The sequence below is a fragment of the Pedococcus cremeus genome (genome assembly GCF_900111375.1).
GTDB classification, from domain to species: Bacteria; Actinomycetota; Actinomycetes; order Actinomycetales; family Dermatophilaceae; genus Pedococcus_A; species Pedococcus_A cremeus.
Genome location: NZ_FOHB01000001.1, coordinates 470,599 through 486,861, shown reverse-complemented (window position 1 = coordinate 486,861; position 16,263 = coordinate 470,599). Strand labels below are relative to the sequence as shown.

Below are 16,263 nucleotides of genomic sequence, written 5' to 3'. Positions count from 1 at the left end.
CTTTCGGTCAGCTTTCGCCCACCTGTTCCGGCAGCTTCGGCGGACTCCGGCGTCGCTGTCACGAGCACCGCGTTGAGGCGCTTACCCTTGCGGGGCAGGTGTGCTCGGAAGGGACAGGCGTGGCGCAGGGTGTGGGGGGCTCCCGACGGGGAGTGCTGGGTCGACTGGTGGCCGTGGTGGCCGTCCTGGTGTCGGGGACGGGTGTCTCCTCGGTGCTGCTGTCGAGCGAACCGGCTCGGGCCGACCGGCCATCGGCCGTCGCGACCGCGGCCTCCGCTGTGGCCGCAAGCTCCGCTGTGGCCGCAAGCTCCGGTGCGGCCGCAGCGTCCGGTGTGGCCGCAGGCTCTGGCGTGGCGGCCGCGGGCGTGGTGGCCGCCGGCGCCCCGAAGGCCCCTGCGGCGAAGGACCTGCGCTGGGTCGGCACCTGGTCGACCGCCGTCACGCGTCCGGTCGCGGGACAGGCGCTCGCGGGGTTCCGCGACACCACGATCCGGCAGCGGGTGCACGTCTCGCTCGGAGGCTCACCCCTGCGGGTGCGGCTGACCAACGTCTACGGCGCCCGGCCGCTGCGGGTCGGAGCGGTCACGGTCGCGCTCGCGCGTGGACGGGACGGCACGGCGCAGCCGGGCACCCTCACGCCGGTGACGTTCGGCCGCTCGACGACGACGATCGTCGCAGCCGGCACGGAGCTGGCCTCCGACCCGGTCGCGCTCGTGGTGCCGCCCGACAGCGACCTGCTCATCACCCTCCACGTCCCCGGCCGCACCGGACCGGCGACCTACCACCCCGCTGCGCGGGCCACGGGCTGGACCGCCTCGGGCGACCACACGGCCGACCCGGACGCCGAGGCCTTCGCGGGCCGCACGACGTCGTGGTGGTTCCTCGACGGCGTCGACGTGGAGTCGACCGCAGCCGGTGCCGTGGCGTTCGTCGGGGACTCGATCACCGACGGCACCGGGTCGACCCCGGGAGCCAACCGTCGGTGGACCGACTTCGTCGCCGACCGGGTGCTCTCCCGCCCGGCCGCCCAGCGGTTCGGGGTGCTGAACGCCGGCATCGCGGGCAACCGGGTGCTCCTCGACGGCGGTGCCCCGGGACAGGGCGACCGCGTGCCACTGCGCCTCGACCGCGACGCCCTGACACAGACCGGCGTGCGCACCGTGGTGCTCTTCGAGGGCGTCAACGACATCCAGCAGGCGCCCGTGCAGCAGGACCCGGCGCGGATCATCGCCGGCCTGGAGCAGGTCGCCGCGCAGGCCCACGCCGCCGGGCTCCGGGTCGTCGGCGCGACCATCGCGCCGTTCGAGGGCTGGTCCCAGTGGACGCCCCAGCGCGACGCCGTGCGCGAGCAGGTCAACGCCTGGATCCGCACCACCACGGTCTACGACCACGTCCTCGACTTCGACGTGGTGCTGCGCGACCCCGGCCGGCCCCAGCGGCTGCAGCCCGGCTTCGACTCCGGCGACCACCTGCACCCCAACGACGCGGCCTACGCGGCCATGGCGGCGTCCGTCGACCTCGACGCCCTGCTGCCCTGACCCGGTGCAGGTGCAGGGCTGCGACGGGTATGCCGTGCGGCTGGGTCAGCCGCGGGCGGTGGACGTCAGCGGCACCCACCAGACGATCTCGGTGCCGCCGGTGGGCACCGGTGTGACGGTGAGGCTGCCGCCGTGCGCCTCGGCCCGGGCCTGCAGGTTGGCCAGCCCGCTGCGGCGCGACAGGCTCGCCGGCATGCCGTTGCCGTTGTCGCTGATCGACGCCTCGAGCGCACTCCCGACCCGCACCTCGACCCACACCGACGTGGCGTCGGCGTGCTTGGCGGCGTTGGTCAGCGACTCGCGCAGCACCGCCACCAGGTCGGCGCCCACCTCGTCGGGCACGGCGCTGAGCGGCCCCTCGGTGCGCAGCGACGGCGCGAACCCGAGGGCGTCCTCGGCGTGCTCGAGCACCTCGTCGAGCTCCGAGCGCAGGCCGCCCACCCCGGGTGTGGCGTGCAGCTGGTAGATGGTGCGGCGGACGTCCTTGATGGTCTCGTCGAGGTCGTCGACCACCCGCTCCAGCCGCTGTGCCACCTGCGGCTTCACGGCGTCGCGCGCGGCGCCCTGCACCGACAGGCCCACCGCGAAGAGCCGCTGGATCACGAGGTCGTGCAGGTCACGGGCGATGCGGTCGCGGTCCTCGAGCACGGCGATGCGCTCTCGGTCGGACTGCGCCTCGGCGACGGCCATGGCCAGGGCCACGCGCTCGCCGAAGGTGGTGGCCTGGAAGAGGTCGATCGGCGAGGAGGGGGCCGCCTCCGGCCACAGGAACAGCAGCACGCCCTCCAACCGCTCACCAGCCCACATCGGGGCGCCGGCGGCCGCCTGGGGGGCCTTGCAACCGAGCAGGTCCGCAACGTCCTCGGGCTCGAGCTGGCACGCGGCGTGGGCGTCCACCATCCGCACCAGCGCCTCGGGCACGGTGGCCACCGGCGTCTCGGTGACCTCGAGCAGCCCCCGCTGCGCCACGGCATACAGGCTGCCGGCGGGGTCGAGCTCGGGCTCGGCCGGGCGCATGAGCACGACCACCGGCGCCGCCGACGCGGTGTGCGCCGAGGAGACCACCTGGTCGTAGCCGGTGCGGATCTGGGCCTCGCCCGTGAGGGTGCGGGTGCACTCGGCGGCCGCGCGCAGCCAGGCCTCGCGGTTGCGGCTCTGCTCGTAGAGGCGGGCGTTCTCGACGGCCACGCCGGCGGCCGCGGCCAGCGCGGTCACGACCTCCTCGTCGGCGGAGGAGAAGTCCTCACCGCTCTCCTTGTCGGAGAGGTAGAGGTTGCCGAAGACCTCGTCACGCACGAGAAGCGGCACGCCGAGGAAGCTGTGCATCGGCGGGTGGTTCGGCGGGAAGCCGACCGACTTGGGGTGCTCGGAGATCTCGTGCAGCCGCAGGGCCTTGGGATCCTTGATGAGCAGGCCCAGCACGCCGTGGCCGTGGGGGATCTCGCCGATCCTGGCCCGGGTCTCGTCGTCGAGCCCGTGGGTGATGAACTGCACGAGCTGGTCGCGTTCGGGGCTGAGCACACCGAGCGCCCCGTAGCGGGCGCCCACGAGCGAACAGGCCGTGGTGATGATCCGCTGGAGCACCGCAGCGAGGTCGAGCTCGCTGGAGACGGCGACGACCGCGCCGAGCAGGCCGCTGAGCCGCTCGTGGGCCTCCCGCACGGCCCCCGCTCGGTCGCGGAGCTCGCCGAGGAGGTCGTCGAGGTCGATGCCCGACAAGGAGGGCACGAAGCCGTTACTGCCCGGTTGCCTCTCCATGCTGCCAGTGTAGGGAGCCCCTGTTGCGCCCGTCCGGGACTCGCCCCAGAAGGCGCCTGTGGGGCCCGCCACGGTCAGGGCTTGCCACGGTCAGGGCTCGCCAGAGTCAGCCGGAGTCAGTGTGAGGCGTGCTGCGAGGCGACGACCTCCTCGGCGAGGACGCGGCGGCCGGAGAGGATGCCAGGCGTGATCCGCACGAAGTGCCGGCGGTCGCCGCCGGCCCACGGGGCGAGGGGCAGCTGCTCGGCGCGCAGCACGGCGCTGACCGCGGTGACCTCGCGCAGGGTGCCCGTGATGAGCACCGACCAGCCGGTCATGGTGCTCTCGTCGAGGTTGTCGACCTCGAAGGCGACCACGGCGCCGCCGGCCCGCGCGGCCCGCAGGATGGCTCCGTCGGTGGTGCGGATGAGCACCGATCCGCCGTCGAGCGCGTAGTTCACGGGGAGGATGATGGGAAGCGCGTCACGGGTCACGGCGATGCGGCCGACGCTGCTCGTCGACAGGAGCTGGAGGCATTCCTCAGTGCTCAGGGGCTGGATCCGTTCCACGCGTTCGAGTATCAGCGGCCCGACGCAGGGGCCGGGAGGGCCAATGGTCCCTTTGCGCCCGATCCGGCGAGGCGCCTGTGCGCAGCCTTCCCGGTGGGGCGAGAATGAGCGGCATGGAGAATGAGTCCGCCGCGGACACCGGCCAGGGCCGGAAGGTTCGCGTCTACCTGCTCGACGACCACGAGATCGTCCGCCGAGGTCTGCGTGAGCTGCTGGAGAACGACGGGCGCATCGAGGTCGTCGGCGAGTCCGGCCTGGCCGAGGAGGCCACCCGGCGCATCCCTGCGCTGCGGCCCGACGTCGCCGTGCTCGACGGCCGCCTGCCGGACGGCAGCGGCATCGACGTGTGCCGCGACGTGCGGTCCGTCGACCCATCGATCGCCTGCCTCATCCTCACCTCCTACGACGACGACGAGGCGCTCTTCCACGCCATCATGGCGGGGGCGGCCGGCTACGTGCTGAAGCAGATCCGGGGCAACGAGCTCGTCGACGCGATCCTCCGGGTGGCGCAGGGGCAGTCGCTGCTCGACCCGCAGGTCACCGCCCGGGTGCTCGAGCGCCTCCGCGGCAGCCAGGAGGAGGACTCCGCGCTCTCCGGCCTCACCGAGCAGGAGCGTCGCGTGCTCATGCACATCGCCGACGGCCTGACCAACCGGCAGATCGGCAAGGAGATGTTCCTGGCCGAGAAGACGGTCAAGAACTACGTCTCGAGCATCCTCGCCAAGCTCGGCATGGAGCGCCGCACCCAGGCGGCTGTCTTCGCCTCGCGGCTGCGCGACAAGGAGTCGTAGGCCGAGCGGGCTCGCCCACCTGCCGAGGTCCCAGCTCTCGGTCCTCTCCCTGACGGGAAGGGCGAGAGCTGGGACTTCGTGTTTCCGGTATGCCGCGGGGCGGAGTGCAGGAGGTGGTGGACGGGGCGGCCCAGGGGTGGGTGACGCGCGGGCACGCCTGTTGCCGGACACCGTTTCTGGACGGTTCCTCGTCCTTATCGCGGAGAGGCGTCAGGGACGCGGGTAGCCCGCTGTTGCTGGTGTGACGCCTGTTTAGCCCTTTCTGACCATTTCGTCGCCCGGGGGTGGTCTCCCTCGCGCACCGGGGTGACGATGGCCGAGATCGCACCGCGAAGGCAGCGCCAAGGGGGACTCCAGTGCAGATGCGGCTCACGACGGTCCTGCTGGCCGGTTTGGTGGCGTTCGCGGGCGCGGTGCCTTCCACGCCCACGTCGGGCGAGCGGCCGAACGGGGCGCCCGTTCCCCGGTACGCCTTCCCGGCCATCAAGGGGTTCGACGGCCTCACCCCGACGTTGCCGCCCACCTCGGCCACCGAGCGGCAGGAGCGCGGGACCGTGATGACCCGGGCGATCCCGCTGCCGGTCTCCCGGTCCGAGCACCCCGTGACCCGGGCAGGCCTCGACCGCGCCGGTGTGCTCGTGGCGGCCTACCGGTCGGCGGTCGCAGCCTCGCCGACGTCGTGCAACCTGCCGGTGTCGCTGCTCGCGGCCATCGGCCAGATCGAGTCGGGTTCCGCCGGCGGCCGGCAGATCGGAGCCGACCACGTCGTGCGGCCCGGCATCTTCGGCCCGCTGCTCGACGGTGGCCCCTTCGCCACCATCCCGGACACGGACCACGGCCGCATCGACGGCAACAGCACCTGGGACCGCGCCGTCGGGCCGATGCAGTTCATCCCCAGCACGTGGGCCAGGTCGGGGGTCGACGGTGACGGCGACGGCCGCGCCGACCCGCAGAACGTCTACGACGCCGCCTGGTCCGCGGCCGGCTACCTCTGCAACTACGGCCGTGACCTGTCCGTCCCGGCGGAGCTCCGCGCGGCCATCTACGCGTACAACCAGTCCGACGCCTACGTCCTCGCGGTGCTTGAGTGGATGCGCTACTTCGACGGCAAGGGCCTCCAGGCGGTCAGCTCGGTCGACTTCACCGTCGCCTCGGGCGGTCGCGCCAGCCAGCTGCCGGTCCCGCAGAGCAGCGCGACATCGCTGTCGCCCAGCTCCACCACGGGCGCGACCACCTCGCCCACGGCCGCCCGCACCACGCCGGCTCCCGTGACGACGACACCGAGCACCGCCACGACGGGCACCGCGACGCCCAGCTCGACCACGGGCACGGCGACCGGCACCACCTCGGCGCCGACCACCACCAGCAGTCCCACGACCTCGTCTCCCACGACGACGCCGTCCACGACGCAGACGCCGGGCACCAGCACCACGAGCTGCCCGTCGCCGACCACGACCGTCACGGTCACGCCGTCGCCCACCACCACGACGCCGACACCGACCACGACGACCACGAGCCCCTCGCCCTCACCGACCACCTGCTCGGCGACGGCCACGGTCACCCCGACGGAGACCACCACCACGGGGACTGCCACCACGACGGCCACCGAGGGCCCGACCAGTCCCTGAGGTGACCAGTTCACCGGGGCGGGCGCGACCGAGGCGTCCCACCTGCTGAGAACCTCGGCCGCATTCTCGAGACGGTGACGTGACGCACGTCGCACCGTGCGCACGCCTGCCGCGACACGGCATACGGGCTGCTCTAGCGTTGTTGTTGCGAGTGCACCCACAGCGTCAGCGAGGACGGCACCCCACGGTGGGGTGGCCGTCTTTTTGCGTGAAGAGGAGAGTGTCGGTATGCCGTCGCAGGAGTCAGCACTGGGCCAGCGTCATCGCGTGGTCGTCATCGGGTCGGGCTTCGGTGGCCTGTTCGGGACGCAGGCGCTGAAGCGCGCCGACGTCGACATCACGCTGGTCGCCAAGACCACCCACCACCTGTTCCAGCCCCTGCTCTACCAGGTGGCCACGGGCATCCTCTCCGAGGGCGAGATCGCGCCGACCACCCGCGAGGTGCTGGCCCGCCAGCGCAACGCGCGCGTGCTGCTCGGCACGGTCACCCACATCGACCTCGAGAAGAAGACGGTCACCTCGAAGGTGCTCGACCGCGAGACGGTCACCCCCTACGACACGCTGCTCGTCGCCGCGGGCGCCGGTCAGTCCTACTTCGGCAACGACCACTTCTCCCGCTACGCGCCGGGCATGAAGAGCATCGACGACGCCCTCGAGCTGCGCGGGCGGATCTTCGGCGCGTTCGAGTACGCCGAGCTCGCCAGCACGCCCAAGGAGATCGAGCGGCTGATGACCTTCGTGGTCGTCGGCGCCGGTCCCACCGGTGTCGAGATGGCCGGCCAGATCGCCGAGCTCGCACACCGCACGCTCAAGCGCGACTTCCGCAAGATCGACCCCGCCCGGGCCCGGATCATCCTGCTCGACGCGGCACCGGGCGTGCTCGGCGCCTTCGGCGAGGACCTCGGTGCCAAAGCCGCCACCAAGCTCAAGCAGCTCGGGGTCGAGGTGCAGCTCGGCGCCAAGGTCGTCGGCGTCGACGCCACCGGCATCGAGGTCGAGGACGCGAACGGAAACCACCGCCGGATCGAGTCGGTCACCAAGGTGTGGGCCGCCGGTGTGCAGGCCTCCGAGCTCGGGAAGATGCTGGCCGACCAGTCGGGCGCCGAGATCGACCGCGCCGGCCGCGTCAAGGTGAACGACGACCTGACCCTGCCGGGCCACCCGGAGGTCTTCGTCGTCGGTGACATGGCCGCCCTCAAGGGCTACCCCGGTGTGGCCCAGGTGGCAATCCAGGGCGCCCGCTACGCCGCCGACCAGATCAAGCGCCGCCTCGCCGGGCAGCCCCCGAGGGGCCCCTTCGAGTACAAGGACAAGGGCTCGATGGCGACCATCTCGCGGTTCAGCGCGGTCGCCAGCATCGGCAAGCTGCGCTTCACCGGCTTCGTCGCCTGGGTGCTGTGGCTGGCTGTGCACCTCGTCTACATCATCGGCTTCAAGCACCGGCTGACCACGCTGCTGCACTGGGCGGTCAGCTTCGTCGGCCGGGGCCGCTCGGAGCGCACCGTCACCGAGCAGCAGGTGTTCGCGCGCACGGCGATCCAGGACCTGGGGGAGGAGTACGCCCCGTCGCTGCCGAGGGTGCCGGCCGACAAGAAGCCCGAGCACCTGTCGGTCGCCGAGGCCCGCGAGCGCGCCCTCCGCTCCTCCTGACCACTCACCCCTGACCCCACCACGTATGCCGCGGGAGCGGCTCACGCGGTGACGTGCCGCGAGGGCCGCTCACGCGGCATACGGGCTCGGTAGTCGCGTCTGCGCGGCCCCCGTCACCTAGGGTGGCGGCATGCCGCTGGACTACCCGATCCACGAGAAGACCCTGCCCAACGGGCTGCGCGTGGTCGTCTCACCCGACACGAGCGTGCCGAACGTGACCGTCAACCTCTGGGTCAACGTGGGCTCCCGCCACGAGGCGCCCGGACGCACCGGCTTCGCCCACCTCTTCGAGCACCTGATGTTCCAGGGCTCGCGCAACGTCGCCAGCGGTGAGCACTTCACCCGGCTGATGGCCGAGGGCGGCCGGCTCAACGCCACGACCTGGTTCGACCGCACCAACTACTTCGAGACCGTTCCCAAGGGCGCCTACGAGCTGGCGCTCTGGATGGAGGCCGACCGGCACGGCTACCTGCTCGACGCCGTCAACCAGGCCAACCTCGACAACCAGCGCGACGTGGTCAAGGAGGAGAAGCGGCAGCGCTACGACAACGTGCCCTACGGCAACGCGCTGATCGACACCTACGCCACCGTCTTCCCGGCCGACCACCCCTACCACCACCCGACGATCGGGTCGATGGAGGACCTCGACGCCGCCAGCCTCGAGGACGTGCACGCGTTCTTCCGCCGCTACTACGGCCCCAACAACACGGTGCTCACCCTCGTCGGCGACCTCACCCCGGAGGAGGGGTTCGCCGCGGCCGAGAGGTACTTCGGTGAGCTGCCCGCGTCCGCCGAGCCGAGGCGCGCCAACCACGACCAGCTCGAGCCGATCACCTCGCCGGTGCGGTTCGAGCGGCACGACAAGGTGCCCAACGACCGGCTGCACCTCGCCTTCCGGCTCCCGGTGGACAACACCGACGACTACTTCGCCGCCTCGCTGGCCCTCGACGCCATCGGCGGGCTGACCACCTCACGGCTGGTGCAGCGGCTGGTCCGCCGCGAGCAGGTGGCCAACGCCGCGCAGGCGCACAGCATGGGCTTCGTCGACGGCGTCTCGCTCGGCTTCGTCATCCTCGACATCGCCGACGGCCAGGACCCCGACGTCGTCGAGGCCCGGGCCTGCGAAGAGCTCGAGCGGTTCGCGAAGGAGGGGCCGACCGACGTCGAGATGGAGTCGGCGCTCGCGCAGGCCGAGCGGTCGTGGCTGCACTCGCTGGCCAGCCAGGAGGAGCGGGCCGACGCCATCAGCCAGCACACCCTGCTCCATGACGACCCGCAGTTCATCAACACCTACCTCGACCGGCTGAACGCGGTGACGGCCGGGCAGGTCCAGGCGGTGGCCCAGCAGTGGCTCCAGCCGCAGAACCGCGCCGTCGTCGCCCATCTCGTCGCCACGGAGGAGGAGGTCGCGTGAGCGCCCGTCCCGAGGTCGTCCCGCCCCAGCCCTGGGCCTTCCCGGAGCCCGAGCGCCACACCCTGTCCAACGGCATCGAGCTGCTGGCCTACGACATCCCCGGCCAGTACGTCATCTCGGTGCGCACCGTGCTGCCGATGTCGCTCTCGGTGGAGCCGCGCGAGAAGGAGGGCGTCGCCGCCCTGACGGCGCGGCTGCTCGACGAGGGAACCGCGCGGCACACCTCCGAGGAGTTCGCCCAGCTGCTCGAGCGCAAGGGCATCGCGCTCGGCGCCGGCATCAACGACAGCGGCCTCGGGGTCGACCTCGACGTGCCGAAGCGCCGGCTCGGCGAGGCGCTCGACCTGCTCCAGCAGGCGCTCGGCGAGCCGGTGTTCCCCGAGGCCGAGGTGACCCGGCACGTCAAGACGCGGCTCGCGGAGATCGAGCAGGAGCGGGCGATGGCGCCGCACCGGGCCGCCCGCGAGTTCATCGCCACCTTCTTCGACGGCGCCGAGCGGGCCTCCCGGCCGAGCGCCGGCACGCACGAGACCGTCTCGTCGCTGACCCGCGAGGACTTCGTCGAGTTCCACCGCCGGTTCGTCGGGCCGCAGGGCATGACCGTCGTCGTCGCCGGCGACCTGTCCGGGGTCGACGTGCGTGCCGTGGCCGACGAGGTGCTCGGGCAATGGCGTGCTGAGGGCCAGGAGGTCGTGACCCCGAACGCCGAGCCGCCGGTGCGTGCCGCCGACGCCGCCCGCATCGTGCTCGTAGACCGACCCGGGTCGGTGCAGAGCGAGCTGTCGGTGGGGTGCGCGGGACCGGACCGGCGCGCGGAAGGCGGCTGGGCGGCATACCCGGTCCTGTCCTTCGTCGTCGGCGGGTCGCCGAACGCCCGCGTCGACGCCGTGCTGCGCGAGGAGAAGGGCTTCACCTACGGCATCCGCTCGACGTTCCGGCCGCGGCGCCGCGGCGGGCTGTTCCTCACCAACGGGTCGGTACGAGCCGACTCGACCGTGGAGTCGGTCAAGCTGCTGCTCGAGATCCTCGAGTCCGGCCGCGAGGGGTTCTCTGCCGACGAGGTCCGCGCGGGCATCGACTACATCAGCAAGACGGCCCCGGGTCGCTACGCCACCGCCGACGCGGTGGCCGACGAGGCTGCCACGATGGCGCTCGACGGCATGAGCACCGACTTCACCACCGAGACGCTGCTGGCCATGCAGTCGCTCGACGGCGACGCGCTCGCCGAGGCGTACCGGCGGTGGGTCGACGGCACCTGGACCGTCGTGGTGGTCGGCGACGCCAGCCTCTACGCCGACCAGCTCGAGGAGCTCGGCAGGGGAGCGGTGACCGTCGTCCCCAACTAGCCGCGGAGGGGCAGGGGCGCGAGGGGCGCACGGCTCAGGCGCGGGCGTCGGTGCCGAGGCGCTCGAGCACCTCGTCGTGCAGCAGGCCGTTGGTGGCCACGGCGTTCCCGCCCCACGGTCCGGGCTTGCCCGCCAGCGAGGTGAAGCGACCGCCCGCCTCGGTGACGATCGGCACGAGGGCGGCCATGTCGTAGACGGCGAGCTCGGGCTCGGCGGCGATGTCGACCGCCCCTTCGGCGACGAGCATGTAGGACCAGAAGTCGCCGTAGGCCCGGGTGCGCCAGCAGTCGTCGGTGAGGGCGAGGAACTCCTCGTGACGGTCGAGGGCGCGCCAGCCCTTCAGGCTCGAGTACGACAGCGACGCGTCCTCGATGGTGGAGACCTTCGAGACGTGGATGCGCTTGGCCGACGACAGGCTGCGACCCGACCAGGCGCCGGAGCCGTTGGCGGCCCACCAGCGGCGCCCGAGCGCAGGAGCGGCGACGAGGCCCAGCACCGGCATCTCGTTGTCCACCAACGAGATCAGCGTCCCCCAGACCGGCACGCCGCGGACGAAGTTGTGGGTGCCGTCGATGGGGTCGATGACCCAGCGGCGCGGGCCGTGGCCGGTGGTCTCGAACTCCTCGCCCTCCACCGCGTCGCGCGGACGGGTCCGCTTGAGCTGCATGCGCACGAGCTCCTCGGCCGCCTTGTCGGCGTCGCTGACGAGCGTGAGGTCGGGCTTGGACTCGACGCTCAGGTCCTCGGCGCGGAAGCGGGACATGGTGATGCGCTCCACGGCGTCGGCCAGCACGTGCGCCAGGCGGAGGTCATCGTCATAGGTGGCCACGCTGCCACGCTAGCCCGTCGCCGTGCGGGGGTGGGGGACCGCCCCGACACGCCCCCGCGGCATACCGCACGACCACCGGTATGCCGTGTGGCCGGCTCCCAGTGAACTCTCAGGTGTCGTAGGGCGTTGGAGAGGTGCGCCGGGCGCTAGCGTCGGCGCGAGCGCGACTGGTCCCTGACCGCACGACAGCCTGGGGAAGGCGGCAACGGTGTTCGACACAGTCCTGGGGCTACCCGTCCATGTGCTCGTGGTGCACGGCGTGGTGGTGCTGCTGCCCGTGATGACGGTGGTGACGACGGTCTGGGCGTTCCTGCCGCGGTCCCCGCGCGTGGTCGGGTGGGGCGTGGTGGCGGCCAACGCGGTCGTCTCCGTCCTGACCTTCCTGGCCAAGGAGAGCGGGGAGGCCCTGCAGGAGCGGCTGGGCGGCACGGTGGCGCGCGAGCACGCAGAGATCGCCGACGTGTTGCCGTTCTTCGCGTTCGCCCTGCTCTTCGCCTCCGTGCTGGTGCAGGCGCTGCGGGAGCGTGACGTGTGGGTGCCCGACCGGCTGCCGGCCATGCTGACCGCCCTGGTCGCGCTGGTGGCGCTGATCTGGACGGTGCGGGCGGGACATTCCGGCAGCCAGGCCGTCTGGAGCGGCATCGTGAGGCAGACCGGGGGGTAGACCACCCTTTTTGCGCAGGGAGCCCCCTGCAGGCGGATGGTCGGCACCGATTGGCCAACAACTCGGTCACGTTTCGATTTCGGCTTCGCGAGGGTTGTCGTATTTGGGTTGCGTGTGGTCTTTCATGGGGCCTACACACCGACGCCTTGCGCGTTACAGGGCTGCGCTCCACCCGGCGCGCGTCCGGACCTACCGTTCGACTCGAACGGGCTGACCCTACGTAGGAGGACATCCATGCGAGGAACTGCTCGCACGGTGGCCATGTTCGCCGGCATCTCTGCCACCGCGCTGCTCGCTGCAGCCTGCGGTGGCGGTGACAGCGGCAACGCGGCCAACACCAGCGCTGGTGGCAAGACCGGCGGCTCGATCACCGTCCGGGGCTGCAACCCCCAGAACCCGCTGGTCCCCAGCAACACCACCGAGACGTGTGGTGGAAACGTCCTGGACGCCTCGACCGCGAAGCTGGTCCACTACAACGCTGAGACGGCTGCTCCCGAGAACGACATCGCGGAGTCCATCACCACGCAGGACAACCAGAACTTCACCATCAAGCTGGTCAAGGGCTACAAGTTCCAGGACGGCACCGAGGTCAAGGCGAAGAACTTCGTCGACGCCTGGAACTACGCCGCCTACGGTCCGAACGCCCAGTCCTCCGGCTACTTCATGGAGCCCATCGAGGGTTACGCCGACACGCAGTGCACCGGTGAGGGCGACGACCCCTGCGCCGGCAAGGGCAAGGCCAAGACCGACAAGATGACGGGCCTGAAGGTCGTGGACGACCACACCTTCACCGTCAAGACCAGCGAGAAGGTCTCGAACCTTCCGGTCCGCCTCGGCTACACCGCCTTCGCGCCGCTCCCGGACTCCTTCTTCAAGGACCCGAAGGCCTACGGCGAGAAGCCGGTCGGCGCCGGCCCGTACAAGGTCGACTCCTGGACCAAGAACAGCGAGATCAAGCTCTCGAAGTTCGCCGACTACTCCGGCAAGTTCGGTGGCAAGGTCGACAACATCACGTTCAAGATCTACCAGGACTCTGACGCCGCCTACAACGACGTCATCGCCAACCAGCTCGACGTGACCGACGAGGTCCCCTCGAGCGCGCAGATCGACGACAAGTACAAGACGGACCTGCCTGACCGCAACGCCCAGAAGGCCGTTGGCGTCATCCAGACCATCACCTTCCCGCCGACCAAGGTCGACCCGAACTACGCGGACCCGAAGGTGCGTCAGGCGATCTCGATGGCGATCGACCGCGACACCATCATCAAGCAGATCTTCAACAACACCCGTAAGCCCGCCACCGGCTGGGTCTCCCCGGTCGTGGACGGCTACAAGGCCGACCAGTGCGGTGAGTACTGCAAGTACGACCCGGCGAAGGCCAAGGCCAAGCTCGCCGAGGCCGGCGGCTTCAAGGGTGGCAAGATCACGCTGTCCTACAACGCGGACGCTTCCCACAAGGGCTGGACCGAGGCGACCTGCAACTCCATCAAGAGCGCCCTCGGTGTCGACTGTGTCGCCACCCCGGTCGTGGACTTCTCCACCTTCCGTACGCAGATCGCGAACCAGAAGATGAAGGGCATGTTCCGCACCGGCTGGCAGATGGACTACCCGTCGATCGAGAACTTCCTGGCCCCGATCTACAAGACGGGCGCGTCCTCCAACGACGGTCACTACAGCAACCCGGCGTTCGACAAGCTGCTTGTCGAGGCTGCTGCCGCGACCGACCCGGCCGAGGCCAACAAGAAGTACCAGGAGGCCGAGGCTCTCCTCGCCAACGACATGCCGGCCATCCCGATGTGGTACTCCACCGCCACCATGGGCTGGTCCGACAAGGTCACCGGTGTGAAGATCACCGCCTTCGGCACGATCGACTTCGCTTCGATCTCCCTGAAGTAAGGCACCCACCTGGTCTCCAGGTGACAAGCACGAGTCATCGGCCTGCCAGCTCCAGCAGCTGGCAGGCCGATGGCCTGCTCGGCCGCCGACACCGGTGTGCCGGGCCGCAGGTCAGCGAACCTGCTCCGGCCGCCGTGAACCGGTATGCCGGGTGGCGGGCCGCCGGGCCTGCCTTGCGAAGGGCTTATCCTGTCCTACGCTGACCCCCGCCGAAGAGACTATGTTGTCTAGTCACGACGACCCACGGAGCCCGCACGGGCTCCCGTCCCTTGGGCGGATGGTTCCCACGACCACGCACCCGGTCACCCACCCCTGCACCGGTGCGTCAGATTCATGAGGAGGTGACGTGGGCAAGTACATCGTGCGGAGATTGCTGCAGATGATCCCCGTGATTCTTGGCGCTACGTTCCTGATTTACGCCATGGTGTTCGCACTGCCTGGCGACCCGACGGCCGGCAAGTGCGGCGAGCGACCCTGCCCCCCGGCCTACGTCGCGAAGTTCCGCGAGGAGCACAACCTCAACGACCCGCTGCTGGTGCAGTACGGCAAGTACCTCGGCAAGCTGGCCCAGGGTGACCTCGGCACCAGCTTCTACGGCATCCCGGTCAAGGAGGAGCTGGCCAAGCGCTACGTCACCACCGGCAAGCTCGCCCTCATGGCGGTGGCGTGGGAGACGCTGATCGGCATCTTCGCCGGCGTGCTCGCGGGTATCCGCAAGGGCAAGTTCATCGACAACCTGGTCCTCGTCAGCACCCTCCTCGTCATCTCCATCCCCGTGTTCGTCATCGGTGCCACGCTGCAGATGTTCCTCGGCGTCCGGATGGGCCTGTTCCCGGTCACCGTGTCGTCGCAGGCCACCTTCTACGAGCTGCTGCTGCCGTCGTTCGTGCTGGCATCGGCCTCGGTCGCCTACATCGCCCGCCTGACCCGCGCCAACATGGTCGAGAACCTGCGCGCCGACTACGTGCGCACCGCCATCGCCAAGGGCCTGACGCGGCGTCGTGCGGTCGGCCTCCACACGCTGCGCAACTCCCTGATCCCGGTCGTCACCTACATCGGTGTCGACATCGGCGCCCTCCTCGGTGGCGCGATCGTCACCGAGCGCATCTTCAACATCCAGGGCGTCGGCGGCTTCCTCTTCCGCAGCATCGGTGCCCGCGACGGCGTGGCCGTCGTCGGCACGGTGACCGCTCTGGTCGTCGTCTACCTCTTCGCCAACCTGCTCGTCGACCTGCTGTACGGCGTGCTCGACCCGAGGATCAGCCATGACTGAGGCCACCACGATCGCCGTTGGCCAGGAGACACACGTCGCGGAGGCCAGCGAGGGCGGCGCCCGTTCGCTCGCGTCCGACGCCTGGCGGCAGCTGAAGAAGAACCCGATCTTCTGGGTCTCGGTCGTGCTCATCGCGATCTTCGTGCTCATGGCCGCCGTGCCGCAGCTGTTCACGTCGACCGACCCCACCGAGGCGGTCCTCAAGGACGCCCGCATGCGCCCGAACGCCGACGCGTGGTTCGGCCGCGACATCCAGGGCTACGACATCTACGCCCGCACCATCTACGGCGCCCGGGCCTCGATCCTCGTCGGTGTCTTCACGACCCTCGGCACGGTCATCCTGGGCTCGGCCCTGGGCATCATCGCCGGGTTCTCGGGCGGCTGGGCCGACACGCTGGTCTCCCGGATCACCGACATCTTCCTGGCGATCCCGCTGCTGCTCGGCGGCATCCTGTTCATGGCGACCTTCCCGAACAACGCCGACTCGCCCTACATCGTGGTGGTCCTCAAGGTCGTGCTGGCCCTGACGATCCTCGGTTGGCCGAGCCTCACCCGCCTCATGCGCTCGAGCGTGATGCAGGTGAAGCCGAACGACTACGTGCAGGCGGCCCGTGCCCTCGGCGCGAGCCCGTGGCGGATCATCCGCTCGCACATCCTCCCCAACGCCATGGCCCCGGTCATCGTCGTCGCGACGATCAACCTCGGTGTCTACATCTCGGTGGAGGCGACCCTGTCGTTCCTCGGCATCGGCCTGACGCCGCCGGCGATCTCGTGGGGTGTCAGCATCTCCGACGCCCTCGTCGCGCTGCGGACCACCCCCCACATCCTGCTGTTCCCGAGCCTCTTCCTGAGCCTCACGGTCCTGGCCTTCATCATGCTCGGCGACGCCGTGCGTGACGCCTTCGACCCGAAGACGCGCTGACCAGGT

General features: G+C 70.6%; 13 protein-coding genes. 10 read left to right on the top strand and 3 right to left on the bottom strand.

The window, feature by feature from the left end; genetic code table 11:
- Positions 1–119: 119 nt before the first annotated feature.
- Positions 120–1,538, top strand: coding sequence for an SGNH/GDSL hydrolase family protein (locus BMW78_RS02240; protein WP_143056119.1), 1,419 nt, complete (start codon positions 120–122; stop codon positions 1,536–1,538).
- Positions 1,539–1,583: 45 nt separating this feature from the next.
- On the opposite strand, the gene BMW78_RS02235 is transcribed toward BMW78_RS02240, so the two are convergent.
- Together BMW78_RS02235 and BMW78_RS02230 are read right to left on the bottom strand one after the other, a co-directional pair.
- Positions 1,584–3,296: a GAF domain-containing sensor histidine kinase gene (locus BMW78_RS02235; protein WP_091755941.1), complete on the bottom strand. Its 1,713-nt coding sequence runs from the start codon at positions 3,294–3,296 to the stop codon at positions 1,584–1,586.
- A gap of 116 nt (positions 3,297–3,412) precedes the next feature.
- A complete protein-coding gene (locus tag BMW78_RS02230; protein WP_091755940.1) occupies positions 3,413–3,844 on the bottom strand; it encodes a pyridoxamine 5'-phosphate oxidase family protein in 432 nt (143 codons plus the stop codon).
- A gap of 113 nt (positions 3,845–3,957) precedes the next feature.
- Here BMW78_RS02230 and BMW78_RS02225 point away from each other — a divergent pair, with 113 nt between their 5' ends.
- From BMW78_RS02225 to BMW78_RS02205, 5 genes are all read left to right on the top strand, one after another.
- Entirely contained in the window at positions 3,958–4,635 is a 678-nt protein-coding gene (locus BMW78_RS02225) for a response regulator (RefSeq protein WP_091755938.1), read from the top strand.
- A 362-nt stretch (positions 4,636–4,997) separates the two neighbouring features.
- Positions 4,998–6,263, top strand: a complete 1,266-nt coding sequence (locus tag BMW78_RS21300; RefSeq protein WP_143056118.1) for a lytic transglycosylase domain-containing protein — start codon at positions 4,998–5,000, stop codon at positions 6,261–6,263.
- Positions 6,264–6,491: 228 nt separating this feature from the next.
- Positions 6,492–7,913 carry an NAD(P)/FAD-dependent oxidoreductase gene (locus BMW78_RS02215; protein WP_091755934.1) on the top strand — a complete coding sequence of 474 codons (1,422 nt, stop codon included), beginning with the start codon at positions 6,492–6,494 and terminating at the stop codon, positions 7,911–7,913.
- Between the two features lie 130 nt (positions 7,914–8,043).
- Positions 8,044–9,327, top strand: coding sequence for a M16 family metallopeptidase (locus tag BMW78_RS02210; protein ID WP_091755932.1), 1,284 nt, complete (start codon positions 8,044–8,046; stop codon positions 9,325–9,327).
- Positions 9,324–10,673, top strand: a complete 1,350-nt coding sequence (locus tag BMW78_RS02205; RefSeq protein ID WP_091755929.1) for a M16 family metallopeptidase — start codon at positions 9,324–9,326, stop codon at positions 10,671–10,673. Before BMW78_RS02210 ends, BMW78_RS02205 begins: the two co-directional genes overlap by 4 nt.
- 34 nt (positions 10,674–10,707) lie before the next feature.
- Here the strand turns inward: BMW78_RS02205 and hisN are convergent, their stop codons facing one another.
- Complete coding sequence (gene hisN / locus BMW78_RS02200; protein ID WP_091755927.1) at positions 10,708–11,502, bottom strand: histidinol-phosphatase; 795 nt, start codon at positions 11,500–11,502, stop codon at positions 10,708–10,710.
- A 208-nt stretch (positions 11,503–11,710) separates the two neighbouring features.
- Here hisN and BMW78_RS02195 point away from each other — a divergent pair, with 208 nt between their 5' ends.
- The 4 genes from BMW78_RS02195 to BMW78_RS02180 all read left to right on the top strand — a co-directional run bounded on the left by BMW78_RS02195 (position 11,711) and on the right by BMW78_RS02180 (position 16,257).
- On the top strand, positions 11,711–12,166 hold the full coding sequence (locus BMW78_RS02195; protein WP_143056117.1) for a DUF2231 domain-containing protein: 456 nt from the start codon (positions 11,711–11,713) through the stop codon (positions 12,164–12,166).
- A gap of 234 nt (positions 12,167–12,400) precedes the next feature.
- Positions 12,401–14,062 carry a peptide ABC transporter substrate-binding protein gene (locus BMW78_RS02190; protein ID WP_091755923.1) on the top strand — a complete coding sequence of 554 codons (1,662 nt, stop codon included), beginning with the start codon at positions 12,401–12,403 and terminating at the stop codon, positions 14,060–14,062.
- A gap of 346 nt (positions 14,063–14,408) precedes the next feature.
- On the top strand, positions 14,409–15,335 hold the full coding sequence (locus BMW78_RS02185; protein ID WP_091755920.1) for an ABC transporter permease: 927 nt from the start codon (positions 14,409–14,411) through the stop codon (positions 15,333–15,335).
- A complete protein-coding gene (locus BMW78_RS02180) occupies positions 15,328–16,257 on the top strand; it encodes an ABC transporter permease (protein WP_091755919.1) in 930 nt (309 codons plus the stop codon). Before BMW78_RS02185 ends, BMW78_RS02180 begins: the two co-directional genes overlap by 8 nt.
- The last annotated feature ends 6 nt before the right edge of the window (positions 16,258–16,263 follow it).